At 71.9% G+C, this 20,517-nt stretch carries 14 protein-coding genes and 1 tRNA gene; 12 read left to right on the plus strand and 3 right to left on the minus strand.

Features of this window, described 5'->3' with window-relative positions; translation table 11 throughout:
- Positions 1-64: 64 nt before the first annotated feature.
- Complete coding sequence (locus BF93_RS06055) at positions 65-355, plus strand: DUF3017 domain-containing protein (protein WP_038371300.1); 291 nt, start codon at positions 65-67, stop codon at positions 353-355.
- A gap of 97 nt (positions 356-452) precedes the next feature.
- Here BF93_RS06055 and BF93_RS06060 read toward each other — a convergent pair whose 3' ends face one another.
- Positions 453-1,079, minus strand: coding sequence for a carbonic anhydrase (locus BF93_RS06060; protein ID WP_038371301.1), 627 nt, complete (start codon positions 1,077-1,079; stop codon positions 453-455).
- A gap of 117 nt (positions 1,080-1,196) precedes the next feature.
- On the opposite strand from BF93_RS06060, the gene BF93_RS06065 reads away from it, so the two are divergent.
- On the plus strand, positions 1,197-2,720 hold the full coding sequence (locus BF93_RS06065) for a threonine/serine exporter family protein (protein WP_084148316.1): 1,524 nt from the start codon (positions 1,197-1,199) through the stop codon (positions 2,718-2,720).
- A gap of 18 nt (positions 2,721-2,738) precedes the next feature.
- The gene (gene galK, locus BF93_RS06070; protein ID WP_051486607.1) at positions 2,739-3,998 is read left to right on the plus strand and encodes a galactokinase; all 1,260 of its coding nucleotides are present in this window, start codon (positions 2,739-2,741) and stop codon (positions 3,996-3,998) included.
- A gap of 81 nt (positions 3,999-4,079) precedes the next feature.
- Here galK and BF93_RS06075 read toward each other — a convergent pair whose 3' ends face one another.
- Positions 4,080-5,141, minus strand: a complete 1,062-nt coding sequence (locus BF93_RS06075; RefSeq protein WP_051486623.1) for an adenosine deaminase — start codon at positions 5,139-5,141, stop codon at positions 4,080-4,082.
- A gap of 59 nt (positions 5,142-5,200) precedes the next feature.
- Complete coding sequence (locus BF93_RS06080) at positions 5,201-6,430, minus strand: pyridoxal phosphate-dependent aminotransferase (RefSeq protein ID WP_038371302.1); 1,230 nt, start codon at positions 6,428-6,430, stop codon at positions 5,201-5,203.
- A gap of 236 nt (positions 6,431-6,666) precedes the next feature.
- Between BF93_RS06080 and BF93_RS06085 the strand changes: the two genes are divergently transcribed.
- The 9 genes from BF93_RS06085 (at position 6,667) to rpoB (ending at position 20,516) form a co-directional block, all read left to right on the plus strand.
- Positions 6,667-6,739 (plus strand) — tRNA-Trp (locus tag BF93_RS06085).
- A gap of 63 nt (positions 6,740-6,802) precedes the next feature.
- A complete protein-coding gene (gene secE / locus BF93_RS06090; RefSeq protein WP_038371304.1) occupies positions 6,803-7,069 on the plus strand; it encodes a preprotein translocase subunit SecE in 267 nt (88 codons plus the stop codon).
- Positions 7,070-7,149: 80 nt separating this feature from the next.
- Positions 7,150-8,070, plus strand: a complete 921-nt coding sequence (gene nusG / locus BF93_RS06095; RefSeq protein WP_038371305.1) for a transcription termination/antitermination protein NusG — start codon at positions 7,150-7,152, stop codon at positions 8,068-8,070.
- Positions 8,071-8,161: 91 nt separating this feature from the next.
- Positions 8,162-8,593, plus strand: a complete 432-nt coding sequence (rplK, locus tag BF93_RS06100; protein ID WP_038371306.1) for a 50S ribosomal protein L11 — start codon at positions 8,162-8,164, stop codon at positions 8,591-8,593.
- A gap of 5 nt (positions 8,594-8,598) precedes the next feature.
- The gene (rplA, locus tag BF93_RS06105; RefSeq protein WP_038371307.1) at positions 8,599-9,318 is read left to right on the plus strand and encodes a 50S ribosomal protein L1; all 720 of its coding nucleotides are present in this window, start codon (positions 8,599-8,601) and stop codon (positions 9,316-9,318) included.
- A 397-nt stretch (positions 9,319-9,715) separates the two neighbouring features.
- Positions 9,716-10,231: a 50S ribosomal protein L10 gene (gene rplJ / locus BF93_RS06110; protein ID WP_038371308.1), complete on the plus strand. Its 516-nt coding sequence runs from the start codon at positions 9,716-9,718 to the stop codon at positions 10,229-10,231.
- Between the two features lie 151 nt (positions 10,232-10,382).
- Positions 10,383-10,772, plus strand: coding sequence for a 50S ribosomal protein L7/L12 (gene rplL / locus BF93_RS06115; RefSeq protein ID WP_038371310.1), 390 nt, complete (start codon positions 10,383-10,385; stop codon positions 10,770-10,772).
- 281 nt (positions 10,773-11,053) lie between these two features.
- Positions 11,054-16,519 carry a S8 family serine peptidase gene (locus BF93_RS06120; RefSeq protein WP_051486608.1) on the plus strand — a complete coding sequence of 1,822 codons (5,466 nt, stop codon included), beginning with the start codon at positions 11,054-11,056 and terminating at the stop codon, positions 16,517-16,519.
- 508 nt (positions 16,520-17,027) lie between these two features.
- Positions 17,028-20,516: a DNA-directed RNA polymerase subunit beta gene (gene rpoB, locus BF93_RS06125; protein WP_038371312.1), complete on the plus strand. Its 3,489-nt coding sequence runs from the start codon at positions 17,028-17,030 to the stop codon at positions 20,514-20,516.
- Position 20,517 lies beyond the last annotated feature (1 nt).

Here is a 20,517-nt window from a genome sequence, read left to right on the forward strand (position 1 = left end):
TGCGTCGTCGCCCCGCGCCGGGACGGTGCCGGGCGCGCCCGGCCGCGGGCCGTAGGGTGTCCCCGTGGCTGCCGAGCGATCCCCCTTCACCCTGCGCGCCGCCCTGCGCCGGCAGGCGGTCCTGGTGCTCGCCCTGTGCGTGCTCGTCGCGGCCGTGGTCCTGGGCCTGATGGGGCGGGCGCCGACGGCAGGGCTGCTGCTGGCCGGACTGCTCGGGGCGCTGGCCCTGCTGCGTGCGCTGCTGCCGACCACGGCGATGGGGGCCGTGGCCGTGCGCGGCCGGGCGACGGACGTCGCCGTCCTCGCCGTGCTCGCGATCGGCCTCGCGGCGCTCTCGGGGGCTCCCAACCTCTGATCGGCCGATGCCCGCAACCTGATCGGCCGATGGCCCCCGCCTCTGATCGGCCGATGCCCCCGGCCCGGCCGTGCCGGGCCGAGGGGCATCCCGGATCTCAGCGGGCCGCGGTCTCCGACGGGGCCGAGGTGTCCTCCCAGACCAGCTGGACGTGCCCGTCCTCGAGCCCGTAGACGCCGCCGGCGACGACGATCTCGCCCGCCTCGCGCGCCTCGCGCACGAGCGAGGACTTCTCCAGCAGGTCCTCGATGGTGCCGCGGACGTGGCGGGTCACCGCGTCCTGGCGCGGGCTGCTCGGGTCCAGGTGCTCCTGGACCAGCTCGACCAGCAGCGGCATCTCGCCGGGCAGCGTGGTGCCCTCCTCGAGGAACTGCACCGTCCCGGCCACCGCGCCGCAGGACTCGTGCCCCAGCACGAAGACGACGCCGACGCCCAGCTGGGAGACGGCGAACTCGACCGAGGCCTGGGTGGAGCGGCCCAGCACGTGCCCGGCGTTGCGGACCACGAAGAGGTCGCCGAAGCCCTGGTCGAACAGCAGCTCGACGCTCACGCGCGAATCGGAGCAGCCGACCACGACGGCGAAGGGGCTCTGGCCCTCGCGCAGGCGCGTGCGATGCTCCGCCGAGACGTTCGGGTACTGCGGCTGCGAGGTGGTGAAGCGGGCGTTGCCCTCCAGCAGGCGGGCGAGGGCCTCGCGGGGCGTGGGCGATGCGGGGTGGGACATGTTCTGCGAATCCTCCAGGTCTCGACCGGAATCGGGTTCTCGGCGGGTCGTCGCAGCGCGCGGACGCGATGCCCGGCAGGTTCGCGACGGCCGATCCAGTGTGACACGATTCCAGCCGTGTCCACCGACATCGCCCGCCTGCACGCCGTCTTCGACCTCGCGATGAGGATCGGAGAGGGCATGCTGACCAACGGCGCGGCGGCCTCCGAGGTCACCGCGCAGGTGCTGCGCATCACGAGCTCCGCCGGCCTGCGCAGCGTCGCGGTGCAGGTCACCTTCGACGAGGTCTCGATCTCGTACCTCCCCGACGACGTGTCCACGCCGTTCACGAGGATCCGTGCCGCCGGCACCCGCGTGCAGGACTTCGCCCGCCTGACCGCTTTCGAGGAGGTCACCGAGGGGTACATCTCCGGCGAGGTGGCCCTGGAGGAGGCCCGCGCCCGGGCGGCCGCCATCGGCCAGGAGAAGCCGCACTACTCCTTCGCGCTGGTGGTCGCCGGCTTCGCGGTGATGGGCGGGGGAGCGGCCCTCAGCTTCGGGGCCGACACCCTCGTGATCCTCGCCGCGACGCTCGCCGCCGGGCTGCTCACCGTGATCGGCGACCGGCTCGCACGGATGCGGCTGCCGCTGTTCTACGGCCAGGCCGTCGGCGGCTTCGCCGGCGTGCTCGTGGCCACCGCCGTGTCCTTCGTGCACCCCGGGGTGAACTCCTCGATCGTCGTCGTCGCCTGCATCATCGTGCTGCTGGCGGGGCTGACGTCGATCGGCGCCATGCAGGACGCGGTGACCGGCTGGTACGTGACCGCCTCGGCCAGGATCCTCGAGACGATCATGCTCACCGTCGGCGTCGTCGCCGGGGTGCGCGGAGGCATGCTCCTGGCCGACCGGGTCGGCGCGGACATCTCGATCACCGGGTCGCTGCCGGTCACCCTCGGCTCGGCGCTCATGCTCACCGTCTCCGGGGCCGTGATGGGGCTCGGGTACGGCGTGGGCACCCATGTGCCGGTGCGCTGCCTGGCGTGGATCGCGGGCGTGGCGGCGGCCTCCGCCGTGATCGCCCACTCCCTCGCGGGCCTGGACATGGATCGCGTCTGGGCCGTGGCCGCCGCCTCCCTGTTCGTGGGCCTGATCGCCGTGGTCCTCGCCCGGCGCCTGCGCGCGCCCGCGCTGCTGTTCGTCATGGCCGGGGTGATCCCGCTGGTGCCCGGCAGCCGCATCTACCGCGGTCTGCTCGGGCTCGGGGACGACGTCGTCGCCGGCGCCCTGGAGCTGTTCGGGGCGGCGGAGATCGCCATCGCCATCGCCGGCGGCGCGGTGCTCGGGCAGCTGCTGGCGGCCCGCCTGTTCGTCGCGCGGACCCGCACCGCGGTGTCCTTCACCCCGGTGATCTCCGCGCCGTTCACGACGCTGCGCCGGCGCCGGCTGTCCATCGGCCCCCGCCGCCACCGGCGCCGCGGCGTCACCGAGCCGATCGTCCAGCCCTCCACCATGACCGGGGAGATGGCCAGCCTCCCGCCGGAGATCGCCGACGCCCTCGACCTCGAGGCGCCCGAGCACGCCGTACCGACCCAGTCCGGCGGGACGGACGCGCGCGCGCACGGGCGCCCGGGAGATACTGGGTCCCGCCCTGGACCCGCCTGACGTCCCGGAAGGACGACGATGACCCACGACGCCGTGACCACCCCCGCCCCGGACGCCCCCTCGGGAGCCGCCGCCCTGCTGTCCGCGGCGCCCGAGCGCGCCGCCGCCGTGCGGCGCGTGCGCGAGCTGTTCGAGGAGACCTTCGGCGCCGCCCCCGAGGGCGTGTTCTCCGCCCCGGGGCGCGTGAACATCATCGGCGAGCACGTCGACTACCAGGACGGCCTCTGCCTGCCGATGGCGATCCCGCACCGCTGCTTCGTCGCCGCCTCGCGCACCGACACCGGCATCCTGCGCCTGCGCTCGGCGCAGGCCGAGGGGACCGAGGAGATCGCCGTCGCGGACCTCGACCCCTCCGCCGCCGGAGGCTGGACCGCATACGTCGCCGGGGTGGTCTGGGCGCTCGGGGACGTCATCGCCCGCACCGACGGCGCCCGCGGGGCGGGACTGGACATCGTCGTGGACGGCTACGTCCCCCTCGGGGCGGGACTGTCGAGCTCCGCCTCCCTCGAGTGCGCCGTGGCGCAGGCGGTCGACTCCCTGCTGGGGCTCGGCACGACCCCGCTGGAGCGCGTGCAGGCCTCGATCCGCGCCGAGACGGAGTTCGCCGGCGCCTCCACCGGAGGGCTCGACCAGTCCGCCTCGGTGCTGTGCGAGGAGGGGCATGCGCTGCTGCTGGACTGCCGCGACGTCTCCACCCGGCCGGTCCCGTGGGACCTCGCCGGCCAGGGTCTCGCCCTGCTCATCACGGACACCCGCGCCGAGCACTCCCATGTCGACGGGGAGTACGTCGCCCGGCGCCGCGACAGCGAGACCGCCGCGCGCCTGCTCGAGGTGCCGACCCTGCGGGACGTGGACGCGGCCGGTCTGGAGGACCACCTCGCCCGGATCGAGGACCCGGTGATCCGCCGCCGCGCCCGCCACGTCATCACCGAGATCGAGCGGGTGCGGGAGTTCGACCGGGTGCTGGCCTCCGGGTCCGTGCGCGAGAACGTCGTCGAGCTCGGCGCGCTGCTGAACGCCTCCCACGACTCCCTGCGCGAGGACTACGAGGTCACCGTGCCCCAGCTCGACGTCGCCGTGGACGCCGCCCGCGCCGCCGGAGCCCACGGGGCTCGCATGACCGGCGGCGGATTCGGCGGCTCGACCATCGCCCTGGTCGAGGCCGATGCGGCGGAGGCCGTCGCCGCCGCGATCGCCGCGGCCTTCGCCGAGCACGGCTTCACGGCCCCGGTGTTCTTCCTGGCCCTGCCCTCGGCGGGGGCGGGCATCGACGCCTGAGGCCGACGGCTGAGGCGCGGGGGCCGAGGCCGACGCCTGAGGTGCGGGGGCTGAGGCCGACTCCTGAGGGGCGGGGGCCGCTCAGGACGCGAGCCAGGCCTCCACGCCGGCGAGGAGGCGGGCCTTCGTCGCCTCATCGGCCCGGCTGATCCGGATGGAGCTGGCGGCGAGGGCCGCCAGCTCGGCGTCGTCGAAGCCGATCGCCCGCGCCGTGCGGTACTGGTCCAGCAGCCGCGAGCCGAACAGCAGCGGATCGTCCGCGCCGAGCGCGACCTGCGCCCCGGCCTCGACCAGCCGCCGCAGCGGCACGTCCTCGGGGGTGGGGATCACGCCGAGCGAGGCGTTGGAGGCGGGGCACACCTCCAGGCCGATGCCCGCCTCGACCACCTGCTCGAGCACCCTCGGATCCTCCGCGCTGCGCACGCCGTGGCCCAGCCGGTCCGGGCGCAGATGCGTGATCGCCTCGGCCACGTGCGCGGGGCCGAGCAGCTCCCCGCCGTGGGGGAAGGAGGCCAGGCCGCCGTCGCGGGCGATCCGGAAGGCGGGCCCGAAGTCGGCGGTGCTGCCGCGGCGCTCGTCGTTGGACAGGCCGAAGCCCACCACCGGCCCGGCATGGCGCACGGCCAGACGGGCCAGGGCCCGGGCGTCCAGCGGATGGCGGGTGCGGGAGGCCGCGACGATGATGCCGATGCTGACCCCGGTCGCGGCCTCCGCCGCGGCCGCCTCGTCCAGGACGATCTCGAGCGCCGGGGTGATCCCGCCGACGTGCGGGGCGTAGCTGGTCGGGTCGACCTGCAGCTCGAGACGGCCCGAGCCCTCGGCGGCGTCGTCCTCGGCCGCCTCGCGCACGATCCGGCGCATCGCCTCCTCGGAGTCCACGACCTGGCGCGCCGTGTCGTACTGGCGCTGGAAGCGGAACCAGCCCCGGTGCGTGGGCTCGACGTGCAGGGCCCTGTCGTCCACGAGGCTCTCCGGCAGCCGCAGCCGGCGGGCGGCGGCGAGCTCGCGCAGCGTCGCGATGCGCATCGACCCCGTGAAATGCAGGTGCAGATGCGCCTTCGGGAGCGCGGCCAGATCCCGCCCGCCGTCGCGCCGGCCCGCATCCGGCGCCGCGACGTCCTGCGGGCGGTCGCCCGCAGGCACGGCGCCCGTAGGCACGGCGCCCGCGGGGACGGCGGGCGCGCCCGAGGGGCCGGGACCGGTCACTCGGCCAGCAGGGCCGCCAGGCGGTCGATGCCCTCGACGAGGTCCGCGTCGGCCAGGGCGTAGGAGAAGCGCAGGTGCCCGGGAGCGCCGAAGGCCTCGCCCGGGACCGCGGCGACCTCGGCATGCTCGAGGACGGCCGCCGCCAGGTCGACGGAGGTCTCCACGCGCGTGCCGCGGATCTCCCGGCCCAGCACCCCGTTCACATCCGGGAAGGCGTAGAAGGCGCCCGTCGGGGTGGGGACCGTGAACCCGTCGATCGCGGAGAGCTTCTCGACGATCAGGCGGCGACGACGGTCGAAGGCCTCGCGCATCTCGTCGACCGTGTCCATCGGGCCGGTCAGGGCCGCGAGCGCGGCGCGCTGGGTGACGTTGGCGACGTTCGAGGTCAGGTGCGACTGCAGGTTCCCGGCCGCGGAGACGACGTCCTTCGGGCCGATCATCCAGCCGACCCGCCAGCCCGTCATCGCGAAGGTCTTGGCGACGCCGTTGAGCAGCACCGTGGTGTCCGCGAGCTCCGGCACCACGGAGAGGATCGAGGTGAAGGGGACGCCGTCGTAGGTGAGGTGCTGGTAGATCTCGTCCGAGATCACCCAGATGCCGTGCTCGAGGGCCCATCGGCCCAGCTCCTCGACCTGGGCGGCGCTCATCACCGAGCCCGTCGGGTTCGAGGGCGAGCACAGCAGGATCGCCTTCGTGCGATCGGTGCGGGCGGCCTCGAGCTGGTCCAGGGTGGGCAGGTAGTCCTGGTCCGCGCCGGCGAGCACGGGCACCTCGATCGCGCCGGTCAGACGGATCGCCTCGGGGTAGGTGGTCCAGTAGGGCGCCGGCAGGATGACCTCGTCGCCCGGGTCCAGCAGCGTCGCGAAGGTCTGGTAGACGGCCTGCTTCCCGCCGTTGGTGACGAGGATCTGCGAGACCTCGGGGGTGTACCCGTCCATCCGCGCGGTGGCCTCCGCGATCGCGGAGCGCAGCTCGGGCAGGCCCGCCGCAGGGCTGTAGCGATGGTTGCGGGGGTCGGCCGCCGCCTCCTGCGCCGCGGCGACGATGTGAGCGGGGGTGGGGAAGTCCGGCTCGCCGGCGCCGAAGCCGATCACCGGGCGGCCGGCGGCCTTGAGCGCCTTGGCCTTCGCATCGACCGCGAGCGTCGCGGACTCGGAGATCGAGCCCACGCGGCGGGACACGCGGGCGGCGGCGGGGGAGCTGGCGGATGCGTCGTTGTCGGTCACGAGGACTATCGTCGCAGAGGACAGGGTCCCGTGCCAGGCGTTCCACGCCGGCGCCGACCGGCCTCCCGGGCGCCGCGCCGCCCGGCGTCGGATGTGATGTGCGCCGTGATCCGGGGCCGGGTGATTCGCGCACCCGGCCGGGCATGGGTATGCTGGTCGTCGGCCCAGCGCGGGTCGGGAGCCTCGGAGACGGGGACCCCGGGACGCCTGGACCGTGCCGGACTCCGGTCCGGCGTAGGGCAGTGGCGCAATTGGTAGCGCAGCGGTCTCCAAAACCGCAGGTTGCAGGTTCGAGCCCTGTCTGCCCTGCTCGTCCGGTCGGGTGGCCCCGTCCGGATGCGGATGACCACGACGAGATCGGACAGTCCACACGTGAGTGCCAGCCAGCAGCATCCTGAGACCGCCGAGCGCGGTCGGGGCGAGGGATCCTCGAATCCCTTCCTGGCGATCGGGCTGTTCATCCGTCAGGTCATCGCCGAGCTCAAGAAGGTCGTCGTCCCGACGCGCAAGGAGCTGGTCGTCTACTCGATCACCGTCCTCTGCTTCGTCTTCGCGATGATCCTTCTGGTCTTCGGCCTCGATTTCGCCTTCGGCTGGCTGGCCCGGTTCACCTTCGTGGTCCCGGATCAGGGACTCTGAGTCCTCCGCCTCCGTGCCGGGCGTGATCGGGCCCGAGGGGGCCGGTTCCGATCCACAGCCGCAAGGAAAGCAGGTTCACGGTGGCGAACGAGCAGTCCACTGACTCCCAGGACTCCTACGACGACGTCGACGACACCCTTGCGTTCTCGTCGTCCGCTCCGGCGGCCGATGAGCAGTCCCTCCTGACGGAGGACCTCGAGACCGAGGCCGGCGCCGAGGCGTCCGCATCGGACGAGGACGAGACGGCCGAGCTCTCCGAGCAGCCCGGAGCCGACGTCGCCGAGGCGCCCGCCGCCGAGGGCTCCGACGCCTCGGAGACCGACGCGCTGCCCGTCGACGAGGCGGACGCCCCCGAGGACGAGGCCGCGGCCGAGGCCCCCGCGGAGCCCGAGCCCGAGGACCCCACCGTCGCGCTGAAGCGCCAGCTGCGCTCCGCGCCGGGCGAGTGGTACGTCGTGCACTCCTACTCCGGCCACGAGAACCGTGTGAAGTCGCAGCTGACGACCCGCATCGAGACCCAGAACATGGAGGAGTTCATCTTCCAGATCGAGGTCCCGATGGAGGATGCCGCGGAGATCAAGAACGGCCAGAAGAAGATCGTCCGCCGCGTGCGGGTGCCCGGGTACGTGCTGGTCCGCATGGACCTGACCGATGAGTCCTGGCGCGTCGTGCGGGACACCCCGGGCGTCACCGGCTTCGTCGGCAACGCGACCGACCCCACCCCGCTGAACTTCGACGAGATCTACTCGCTCCTGGCGCCCTCGGTGGGGCTGCCGGAGAAGAAGCGCTCCTCGTCGGCCGCCGCCGCGAAGAAGGCCGAGCAGAAGATGCCGGCGTTCGAGATCGGCGAGTCCGTGACCGTCATGGACGGTCCGTTCGAGACCATGCCCGCGTCGATCTCCGAGATCGATCCGGTGCACCAGAAGCTCCGGGTCCTCGTGTCCATCTTCGGACGCGAGACCCCGGTGGAGCTGGGCTTCGACCAGGTCGCCAAGATCTGATCGGAGCATCCCGCTCCGGCGCCGCGAGGCGCCACCCGTGGGAGGAGCACTGATGAGCTCCGCCCGAACCACGACACAGTGAGGAAGAGCAATGGCTCCCAAGAAGAAGATCGCGAGCATCATCAAGCTCCAGATCCAGGCCGGCCAGGCCACCCCTGCGCCGCCCGTGGGTCCGGCACTCGGCGCCGCCGGCGTCAACATGATGGAGTTCGTCAAGGCGTACAACGACCGCACTGCGGATCAGCGCGGCAACATCATCCCGGTCGAGATCACCGTGTACGAGGACCGCTCGTTCACGTTCATCACCAAGACCCCGCCGGCCGCTGAGCTCATCAAGAAGGCCGCCGGCCTCCAGAAGGGCTCGGCCACGCCGCACACCGACAAGGTCGGCAAGATCACCCAGGCGCAGGTCCGCGAGATCGCGGAGACCAAGATGCCTGATCTGAACGCGAACGACATGGATGCCGCGGCGAAGATCATCGCCGGCACCGCTCGTTCCATGGGCATCACGGTGGAGGACTGACGACAATGGCATTCCGCAGCAAGGCTTACAAGGACGGCGCCGCCAAGATCGAGGACGGCCGCCTGTACTCCCCGCTCGACGCTCTGCGTCTGGCTCAGAAGACCTCCCCGGCGAAGTTCGACGCGTCCGTCGAGGTCGCGATGCGCCTGGGCGTCGACCCCCGCAAGGCGGACCAGATGGTGCGCGGCACCGTCAACCTGCCCAACGGCACCGGCAAGACGGCCCGCGTGATCGTCTTCGCCGTGGGCGCGCAGGCTGAGGCCGCCCTCGCGGCCGGCGCCGACGAGGTCGGCGACGACGACCTCATCGAGAAGGTCGCCGGCGGCTGGACCGACTTCGACGCGGCCGTGGCCACCCCGAACCTGATGGGCAAGGTCGGCAAGCTCGGCCGAGTCCTCGGTCCGCGCGGCCTCATGCCGAACCCGAAGACCGGCACGGTCACCATGGACGTGACCAAGGCCGTGAACGACATCAAGGGCGGCAAGATCGAGTTCCGCACCGATCGCGCGGCGAACCTCCACTACATCGTCGGCAAGACCTCGTTCACCGACACGCAGCTGGTGGAGAACTACGTCGCGGCGCTCGACGAGATCCTGCGACTGAAGCCGTCCTCCTCCAAGGGCCGCTACATCACCAAGATCACGGTGTCCACCACCATGGGCCCCGGCATCCCCGTCGATGTCAACCGCACCCGCAACCTCACCGAGGACACCGACGAGGCCTGAGCCCCGTCAGCGATCCGGTCCTCGGCCGGTTCCCCGCGCAGCGCCCCGTCCACCCCTGCGGTGGGCGGGGCGCTGCCGTGCGCGGCCCGCCGCCGACCGCCCGGCTGTGACGCATCCCGCGCGATACCGCGTGGACCGGAGGGTGCGCGGACCGGTACTGTGGAACCACCGAAGACCGCCGGTCGTCGCCCTCGCCACCGAGAGCGACCGAAGGATTCCCGTACGGGAGCGCCTGCGCAGGTGACCCAAGGACCCCCGCGGTCCGCTGTGCCCTCCGGGGCACCATGCGGCTGCGATCGGAGCCCAGGCGCCTGCGCGTCTGGGCTCTTTCGTCGTTGTGCATGATTCTGCGCAGGGCTTCTCTCAGCCGGCGACTGAGACCTCTGGAAGGAGGGCCATGGCGAAGCCCGAGAAGGTGGATGCCGTTGCCGAGCTCACGGAACTGTTCCGTGAGTCCGACGCAGCGGTGCTCACCGAGTACCGCGGTCTCTCCGTGCAGCAGCTGAAGACGCTGCGTCGTGCACTGGGAGCCGATACCACCTACGCCGTGGTGAAGAACACGCTCACGGAGATCGCCGCCCGCGAGGCCGGCATCGACGCGTTCGAGGGCAAGCTGGCCGGTCCCACGGCCATCGCCTTCATCAAGGGCGAGCCGGTCACCCCGGCCAAGACCCTGCGTGACTTCGCCAAGGAGAACGACCAGCTCGTCGTCAAGTCCGGGTTCTTCGAGGGCAAGACCCTCACCGAGGACGACGTCAAGAAGCTCGCGGACCTCGAGTCCCGCGAGGTGCTGCTGGCCAAGGCCGCAGGCGCCCTCAAGGCGAACCTGTCCAAGGCCGCCGCCGTGTTCCAGGCGCCGCTGTCGAAGACGGTGCGCACCGTGGACGCGCTGCGCGAGAAGCAGGACGCCTGAGCCTCGGCTCGGACCTCCCGCATCGCACCCACAGCGCGTCAGCGCTGAACTCGGCCCGTCCGCCCCGGCGGAGGGACCGGCAGGACCAGGCGCGCCCGCGCCGCACACAAGCCCCAGGGACATCGGGCCCTGAACAGGAAGGAACGTCATCATGGCGAAGCTCAGCAACGACGAGCTGATCGAGGCTTTCAAGGAGCTCTCCCTCATCGAGCTCTCCGACTTCATCAAGCAGTTCGAGGAGGTCTTCGATGTGACCGCCGCTGCTCCCGTCGCGGTTGCCGCGGCCGGTGCCGCGGGTGGCGGCGACGCCGCTGCCGCCGAGGAGGAGAAGGATGAGTTCGACGTCATCCTCGAGTCCGCCGGCAGCGCCAAGATCGCCGTCATCAAGGAGGTGCGCGCCCTCACCTCCCTCGGTCTGAAGGAGGCCAAGGAGGTCGTGGACGGCGCCCCCAAGGCCGTCGTCGAGAAGGTCTCCAAGGACGCGGCCGAGAAGGCCAAGGAGCAGCTCGAGGGCGCCGGCGCCACCGTCACCATCAAGTGACCCGCCCGCCGCGGCCCCTCGGGTCCGCGGCGTGGGGCGCCTGCGCCCCCGGCTTTCCCGGAGCGATCCGGTGACGGGCCGTCCCGCTTCTGCGGGGCGGCCCGTCCGCATTCCTGGACGAGCCTCCCGGACCTGCGCGAGCCTGCGGAGACATCCGATCACGGGCCTGCGCAGGGCAGTGTTATCAGGTCGTGACCGAAGGGGAGCTGACCGGGGACTGTACGGGCCCTGAATCACCGATAGTCTGCCGAGACCCGTGTCACAACCAGTCGGGAGCATCGGTGACCCCTCGTTCCATCCGCAGATTCTGCGTGCTCTCGAGCGCGCTCCTCCTCGCCGTCACGGGCCTCAGCGCCCCTGCCGCCCTCGCCGATCCGCAGGATCCCGACCCCGTGGGCACGACGGCTCCGGCCCTGCCGGGGACCGAGGGCGGCGCCGCCGGTGCCGATTCCTCCGCGGAGCGCGTCGATGTCGTCGTGATGCTCCGCGACCAGCCCCGCACCCCCAGCGAGAGCGCCGAGCGCAGCAACCTCGCCGTGCAGGACGAGCTGCTGGCGAGCTGGGCGGACCGCTACGGCATCGAGGTCGATGCCCAGTTCGGCTACCTGGTCAACGGGTTCTCCGCGTCGATGCCGGTGGATCAGCTGGCGCCGCTGTCGACCCAGCCGCAGGTGGCCTCGGTGCGCAGGGAGCGGGTGTACGAGCCGGTCGAGCACACGGCCCGGCAGCTGGAGGGCGTCCCGGCGGCATTCGAGGCCCACGGCACCGACGGCACCGGCACCGTCATCTCGATCATCGACTCCGGCATCGACCCGAGCCACCAGGACATGCGCCTGGACGACTGCGGCGCCGCGAAGATCCAGCGCATCGACCCGGCGCCCGAGGCAGGGTTCACCTGCAAGGTCCCCACCGGCTACAACTACGCCGACGAGAACATGGTCATCAAGGACACGACCTCGTCCCAGCACGGCATGCACGTGGCCGGCATCGCCGCCGCCAACGGCTCCGAGGGCGACGAGGCGGACGACGTCCTGGCCACCGGCCGCGTGGACGGCGTCGCCCCCAACGCGCAGCTGCTGGCGATGAAGGTCTTCTCCAACAGCGGGGGAGGAGCCCGCGACTCCGACATCATCGCCGCGATCGAGGACTCCGTGAAGCTCGACGCGGACGTCATCAACATGTCCCTGGGCTCCCCGAACGGGTTCAAGAACACCTCCGACGGCACCGCCCGGGCGATCGAGGCCGCGCGGGACGCGGGCGTGGTGACCGTCGTCGCCGCCGGCAACGACGGGCAGAACTTCTCGCTGACCGGCGAGGACGACGACTACCTCGGCGTCCTGGACGACGGCACCCTCGGCGCCCCCGGCAGCCAGGGCAGCGCCCTGACCGTCGCGTCGATCGACAACTCCGTGGCCACCGACTTCGTGGCCGTCATCGGCGGGGCCGGCGACGGCCAGGAGATCCCGTACGCCGCAGCGACCGGGACGCTCGACGATGCCGACCACCCGATCGTCGACGTCGGCCTCGGCCGCGAGCAGGACTACGCCGCCGGTCAGGACCTCGGCGGGGACTGGGCCCTCATCGAGCGCGGCGAGATCGACTTCTCGACCAAGTTCCAGCTGGCCATCGAGCACGGGGCCGGGGGCGTGGTCGTGTTCAACTCGGCCGCCGGCGGCGACGTGCTGTTCGGCATGGCCGGCGTCGAGGACGTCACCATCCCGGGCGTCGTCACCACCCGGACCGGGGGACTGGCGATCCGGGAGGCCATCGCGGCCGGCCCGACCACGGTGCGGGTGACCGACGACGTCTCCCTGACCGAGCTCGACACGGCGCTGCAGCCCTCCTCCTTCACCTCCTGGGGCACCACGCCGACGCTCGATTTCGAGCCCGATGTCGCCGGGATCGGCGGCTCGGTGTACTCGACGTACAACGACGACACCTACGGCACCAGCAGCGGCACCTCCATGGCCTCGCCGAACGTGGCCGGGATGATGGCCCTGCTGCTGGAGGACCAGGCCGCCGGCGGGGCCGGGCCCGAGGGCCCGGAGCGGGTCGACCTCGCCACCGCCGCGCTGATGAACACCGCGCAGATCCCGGTGGACGCCGACGGCATGCCGTACTCGCCGCGCCAGGTGGGCGCGGGCCTGGGCCGCGTGGACCGTGCCCTGGACACCGAGGTGACGGGCACGGTCGAGGGCCGGCCCTCGGTCGCCCTGCGCGAGATCACGGGGGAGCGCAGCTTCACCGTCACCCTCACCAACTCCGGGGACGCCGAGCGCTCCTACGAGATCCCCGCCGGGCAGCAGGTCCTGGCGGAGACGAACGAGCCGGGAGCGCCGACGGGCGTGCGCGCCGCGGCCGGCACCCTCACGGCCGATGCCACGGCCGTCACCGTCCCCGCGCACGGCACCGCCGAGGTCACCTTCACCCTCACCCCCGAGGGCGGCGCCGACCACTTCGTGGGCGGATGGGCGCAGCTGGCCGCGACCACCGCGGACGAGCCCGATCTCGCCGTCCCCTACCTGGGCTTCGTCGGGGACTGGAACGCCGAGCGGATCCTCACCCCGGCCGGGGAGGAGCTCGTCGAGGGCCTGGGCGTGACCACCCAGCTCATCGGCTCCGCGGACGGCGCGACCTACCCCCTGGAGCTCGGCGACATCCGCCTGCGGCTGTCCCCGAACGGGGACGGCCAGCTCGACGCGATCTCCTCGCAGCTGGCCCTGCAGCGCAACGCCGGGGACGTGCGCTACGAGATCCTGCGCGTCGACGGCACGCCCGTGAAGACCCTCGGCATGGAGCAGGCCGTCTACCGGACGCTGCTGGCGGACTACATCGCCGTGCCGGATCCGCAGGCCCTGACCTGGACCGGCGCGACCTTCGACGGCACCGTCTGGGACCCGCAGCAGGCGACCTTCGTCCCCGTCCCCGACGGGGAGTACATCTACCGCGTCAGCGCCCGCCTCTCCGAGGACCAGGACTGGCAGGTCACCGACCTGCCCTTCGGCGTCGACGCCACCGCCCCGGAGGTGTCCATCGGCCGCCTCGAGGGGACCACCCTGCCGCTGACGGTCACCGATGCGGGATCGGGCCTGCTCGAGGCGCCCCTGGTGGCCGCCGCCGACGGCACCCGCCTTCCCGTCACCGAGCTGGGCGAGGGCCGCTACACGGTCCAGGTCGAGGACCCGCAGCAGACCGCGGTCGTCACCGTCACCGCGCAGGACCTCGGCCTGAACACCGGGACCGCCACCGCGGTGCTGACGGGCGAGGCCCTGGTGCTGGCGGACGGGCAGGCACTCGGCGCCGAGGGCGCCGTGATCGGCGAGCAGTCCGATCTGGTCACCGACGGGGTCCTGTCCCTGGTCGGGTACGTCAGCGCCGACGTCGCGACGGTCGAGGTCGCCGGGGCCGATGTCCCGCTGGACGGCGCTCGCTTCGTCGCCGAGGTCCCGCTGGCCGAGGGCCAGCAGGAGATCGCGGCGATCGCCCGCGGCGCGGACGGGACCGAGCTCGCGCGGGTCGCCGTCGACGTCACCTTCGACGGGACGCCCCCGCAGATCGCCCTCGCCGAGGGGACCCTCGACCCGCAGGGCCGCGTCGCCCTGGGGGAGGACGGCAACGTCGTCCTCGAGGGCACGGTCCAGGACGAGCGGGCCGGCGCTGCGCTGAGCCTCACGGCCGACGGCACCGAGGTGCCCCTCGAGGCCGACGGCTCCTTCACCGCGACGCTCACCCCCGCGCCGGAGCAGACCGTCATCGTCCTGGCGGCGAGCGACGGAGCAGGCACCGGGACGCTCGCCCTGCCGATCGCCGGGCGCGAGAGCGCCCTGCCCCAGCCGCCGGGGCTCGTCCTGACCAACCTCGACTGCCAGCTCGCCCAGCGAGCCTGCTTCGTGGCGGGGGACAGCCCGGACGTGAGCGAGGACGGCACGACCTTCACCCTGCGCGGCCAGGTCGATCCGGGGATCACCGAGGTCGTGCTCACCACCGCGCGCACCGTCGGCGAGGACGGCGCCTGGACCGGCGGCGAGGAGCGTCCCGCGACGATCGCCGCCGACGGGACCTTCCAGGTCGACCTCCCGGTGACCACCGGCGAGAACCATGTGCGCCTCGCCGCCCGCGACGAGCAGGGCACGACGGTCCTGGACCTGGGGCTCGCCCTGTACGTCGACGTGGTCGCCCCGACCCTGCAGGTCGACGAGCCCGTGCTGCACGGCGGGACGCTGTTCACCGCCTCGGAGACGGTGCGCTTCGCCGGCACCGCCTCGGACGACGGGTGGGGATACGCCTTCGCCCTGAACGACTCGACGGTCACCGAGGTCTTCTACGACTCCGGCCTCGGCGCCGAGTCCAACCAGCGGGACTTCTCCGAGGACATCTCCGTGGCCGACGGCGACGTGATCCTGGTGCAGATGTCCGACGCCAACGGCAACACCCTGCTGGGCGCGATCCCCGTCGTCCTGGACGCGGAGGCGCCCGAGGTCACGGTGGAGGGCCTCGCCGCGGACCAGTCCGTCCCGGCCGAGCAGGAGGTCACCGCCTCGGCGGCCGATGAGAACCTCGCGACGCTGCGCGTGAGCGTGGACGGCGAGGTCGTCGACTCCCAGCAGACGGACCTGCAGACCGAGCAGATCTCCGTCGAGGACGCCCTGATCGACGTCCGCGACCTCGAGATGGAGGAGGCCGCCACGGCCACCGGGGCCTCCACGCGGGCGCAGCAGGACACGCTGAGCTCCGCGGTGGACCTCTCCGCCCTCGAGCCGGGCGCGCACACGCTGACGGTGGAGTCCACCGACCTCGCCGGCAACGTCACCGCCCGCACGGTGCCCTTCGCCGTCGTGGAGACCATCGAGATCACCGGCCCGGACGCCGTGGAGCTCGAGGTCCACCGCGAGCAGCTGGGCGACCAGGCCGCGCTGGCCGAGCAGGTCCTCGCCGCCTACACGGTCGCCTCCGACGGCGGGGCGGTCGACGGCGCGAGCCTCGTCCTCGCCCCGGGGACGGTCCTCGTCGAGGGGGAGAGCACGGCGACGCTCCTGGCCGCAGGCCCCGGCGGCGGCCGCGCCGAGCGCACCGTCACGGTGACGATCACCCTGGCCCAGGTCACCCTGCGGGACGGCCCGGCCTCGGCGACCGGGACCTTCCGCTCCGACGACGCCCTCTCGGCCGTGCGCTCGGACGTGGACGGGGGAGCGTCCTGGGTCCTGTCCAACCGGGAGGAGTTCGCCGCGCTGGACGCCGTGATCGTGCTCCCGGCGCAGGAGGGCTCCCGCGTCGTGCGCGTCCTCGAGGACGGCACCCGCGTCACGATCGACGCGACCTGGGCCGACGGGACGGTGACCTTCCCGGGCACCTCCCGTGCCACCTATCTGGTGCTCTCCCCGCCCGAGGACGACGGCGACGGCGGCCCCGGGAATGGCAACGGGAACGGCAACGGCCCGGGCCACGGCAACGGATCGGGGAACGGCAGCGGGAACGGATCCGGCAACGGCAACGGAGGCGGCAACGGCGACGGAGCCGGCAGCGGCAACGGATCGGGGAACGGCAACGGGAACGGATCCGGCCACGGGAGCGGGAACGGAGCCGGCAACGGCGCTGGGAACGGCCAGGGCGGTGCCGGCGAGCCGGCCGGGGCGAAGGGCTCCGGGTCCCTGGTGACCACCGGCGTCGAGGTCGCCGGCGTCGTGATCCTCGCCCTGCTCCTGCTGGGTGCGGGCGCTGCTCTCGTCCTGCGCGGGCGTCGCCGCTGAGAGGGGCATCGGACTGTCGGCGCCGCGGCGGAGGCGTACGCCTCGCCGCGGCGCTCGGCCGTGCGTTCCGCGCCGTGCTGCCGCGCCCTGCTCCGTGCGGTCGCTCCCTGCTCCGTGCTCCCGCTCCGTGCGGAGGTCACGTGCTGCGGCGGGTCCCGTCCTGACGTGCTCGAAGGCCGGCCGGCCGACGCCCGCGGAGGCGCGCCTGCTTGACTCCGGCGCTCCGGGCGCGCATCCTGTATCCTGAACGTGAGCTGTTCCTGTCGAACGCATCACCCGAGCCGGACCCCCGCACTGCGGGCGCGGTCCCGCCGGGAGTGACGAGACAGTCAGACAGGAGGCTCCGCCTTCCGCGCCAGGCATATGGCGGTCGACGCGGATGGACCCGGGCGTTCGCGCGCCCCTTGTGTCCATCCGTGTATTCTTGTATGCTCGGTCCTTGCGCTGTGTCCGTCCTCCGGATCCGTGCGCCCCCACCACTGTCATCGGCCTGTGGAAGGACCACCCCTTGGCTGCCTCGAGCACCGATATCACCACCGATATTGCCCTGCGCACGGCCTCGCCGCGCGTCACCTTCGCGAAGCTGGGCGACCCTCTCGACGTCCCGGACCTCCTGAGCCTGCAGACCACGTCCTTCGACTGGCTGCTGGGCAACGAGCGCTGGCAGGAGCGTGCCGCGGAGGCCGCTGCCGTCGGTCGCGAGGACGTCCCCCAGACCTCGGGTCTCGCCGACATCTTCGAGGAGATCTCCCCGATCGAGGACTTCGCCGGCAACATGGCGCTCTCCTTCCGCGATCACACCTTCGACGAGCCGAAGCACACGGTCGAGGAGTGCAAGGAGAAGGACCTCACCTACTCGGCTCCGCTGTACGTCATCGCGGAGTTCATGAACAACGAGACCGGCGAGATCAAGACCCAGACGGTCTTCATGGGCGACTTCCCGCTCATGACCGACAAGGGCACCTTCATCATCAACGGCACCGAGCGCGTCGTCGTCTCCCAGCTCGTCCGCTCCCCGGGCGTGTACTTCGAGGAGTCGATCGACAAGACCTCGGACAAGCACGTCTTCTCCGCGAAGGTCATCCCCTCCCGCGGTGCGTGGCTCGAGTTCGAGGTCGACAAGCGCGACCAGGTCGGCGTGCGCATCGACCGCAAGCGCAAGCAGTCCGTCACCACGCTGCTGCAGGCCCTGGGCATGTCCCCCTCGGACATCCTCGAGGAGTTCGGCGAGTTCGAGTCGATCCGCTCCACCCTGGAGAAGGACCGCATCACCTCGCAGGACGAGGCCCTCATGGACATCTACCGCAAGCAGCGCCCGGGCGAGCCCCCGTCGCGCGATGCGGGCGAGGCCATGCTGAACAACCTCTACTTCAACGACAAGCGCTACGACCTCGCGAAGGTCGGCCGCTACAAGATCGGCAAGAAGCTCGGGATCGAGTCGCCGCTGTCGCAGTCCACGCTGTCCCTCGAGGACGTCGTCCAGACCATCAAGTACCTCGTGTCGCTGCACGCGGGCGTCGAGGGCTACACGACCGAGGGCGGCAAGGAGCTGCGGGTCGAGACCGATGACATCGACCACTTCGGCAACCGTCGCATCCGCGCGGTCGGCGAGCTGATCCAGAACCAGGTCCGCACCGGCCTGTCGCGCATGGAGCGCGTGGTCCGCGAGCGCATGACGACCCAGGACGTCGAGGCGATCACGCCGCTGACCCTGATCAACATCCGCCCCGTGACCGCGGCGATCAAGGAGTTCTTCGGAACCTCCCAGCTCTCGCAGTTCATGGACCAGAACAACCCGCTGTCGGGCCTGACGCACAAGCGTCGCCTCTCGGCGCTGGGCCCGGGCGGCCTCTCCCGCGACCGCGCGGGCATGGAGGTCCGTGACGTCCACCCCTCGCACTACGGTCGCATGTGCCCGATCGAGACCCCTGAGGGTCCCAACATCGGCCTCATCGGCTCGCTGGCGACGTTCGCGCGCATCAACCCGTTCGGCTTCGTCGAGACGCCGTACCGGAAGGTCGTGAACGGCGTCGTCACCGACGAGATCGTCTTCCTCACCGCGGACGACGAGGACCGTCACGTGATCGCCCAGGCGAACGCGAAGATCGACGAGAACGGCACCTTCCTCGACGAGGCCGTGCTCTCGCGCATGCCCGGCGGCGAGCCCGAGCTGGTCCCGCCGTCGGACGTCTCCTACATGGACGTCTCGGCCCGCCAGATGGTCTCCGTCGCGACCGCGATGATCCCGTTCCTCGAGCACGACGACGCCAACCGTGCGCTGATGGGCTCGAACATGCAGCGCCAGGCCGTGCCGCTGCTGAAGACCGAGATGCCGCTGGTCGGCACCGGCATGGAGCGTCGTGCGGCCGTCGACGCCGGCGACGTGGTCGTCGCGCAGAAGGCCGGCGTCATCGAGACGCTGTCCGCGGACCTCATCTCCGTGATGGCCGATGACGGCACCCGTCAGACGTACCCGATCGGCAAGTTCCAGCGCTCCAACGCCGGCAACTGCTACAACCAGCGCGTCCTGTTCTCCGAGGGCGACCGCGTCGAGGCCGGCTCGATCCTGGCCGACGGCCCCTCCACGGAGGAGGGCGAGCTCGCGCTCGGCAAGAACCTGCTGGTCGCGTTCATGTCGTGGGAGGGCCACAACTACGAGGACGGCATCATCCTGTCCTCGCGGATGGTCCAGGACGACGTCCTCACCTCGATCCACATCGAGGAGCACGAGGTCGACGCCCGCGACACGAAGCTCGGCAAGGAGGAGATCACCCGCGACATCCCCAACGTGGGCGACGACGTCCTCGCCGACCTCGACGAGCGCGGCATCATCCGCATCGGCGCCGAGGTCGAGCCCGGCGACGTGCTGGTCGGCAAGGTCACCCCGAAGGGCGAGACCGAGCTGACCCCCGAGGAGCGCCTGCTGCGCGCCATCTTCGGCGAGAAGGCCCGCGAGGTGCGCGACACCTCGCTGCGCGTGCCCCACGGCGAGTCCGGCACCGTGATCGGCGTGCAGGTGTTCACCGAGGAGGACGAGTCCGACATCCTCCCCACCGGCGTGAACGAGATGGTCCGCGTCTACGTGGCCCAGAAGCGCAAGATCACCGACGGCGACAAGCTCGCCGGCCGCCACGGCAACAAGGGCGTCATCGCGAAGATCCTGCCCGTGGAGGACATGCCGTTCCTCGAGGACGGCACCCCCGTGGACATCATCCTCAACCCGATGGGCGTGCCCGGCCGTATGAACATCGGCCAGGTGATGGAGACGCACCTGGGGTACGTGGCCAAGAACGGCTGGGACATCGACCCCGCCTCCGACGCCGCCCGCGAGCTGCCCGAGGCCGCCCTGCACGGCGAGCCGAACACGCCCGTGGCCGTCCCGGTGTTCGACGGCCTCAGCGCCGACGAGCTCGACGCCCTCATCGCGAACCACACCCCCAACCGTGACGGGGTGCGCATGGTCCGCGAGAACGGCAAGGCGCAGCTGTTCGACGGCCGCTCCGGCGAGCCGTTCCCGGCGCCGATCTCGGTGGGCTACATGTACATCCTGAAGCTCCACCACCTGGTCGACGACAAGCTGCACGCCCGGTCGACGGGTCCGTACTCGATGATCACGCAGCAGCCGCTGGGCGGTAAGGCCCAGTTCGGCGGCCAGCGCTTCGGCGAGATGGAGGTGTGGGCCCTGGAGGCCTACGGCGCCGCCTACGCCCTGCAGGAGCTGCTCACCATCAAGTCGGACGACGTCTCCGGCCGCGTGAAGGTCTACGAGGCCATCGTCAAGGGAGAGAACATCCCGGAGCCCGGGATCCCCGAGTCGTTCCGCGTTCTCCTCAAGGAGATGCAGTCGCTGTGCCTGAACGTCGAGGTGCTCTCCTCGGACGGCACCAGCATGGACGTGCGCGAGAGCGACGAGGAGGTCTTCCGCGCGGCGGAGGAGCTCGGCATCGACCTGTCCCGCCGTCCTCACGAGGGCGTCGGCTCCATCGAAGAGGTCTGAG

The organism is Brachybacterium phenoliresistens, from assembly GCF_000576425.1.
GTDB classification, from domain to species: Bacteria; Actinomycetota; Actinomycetes; order Actinomycetales; family Dermabacteraceae; genus Brachybacterium; species Brachybacterium phenoliresistens.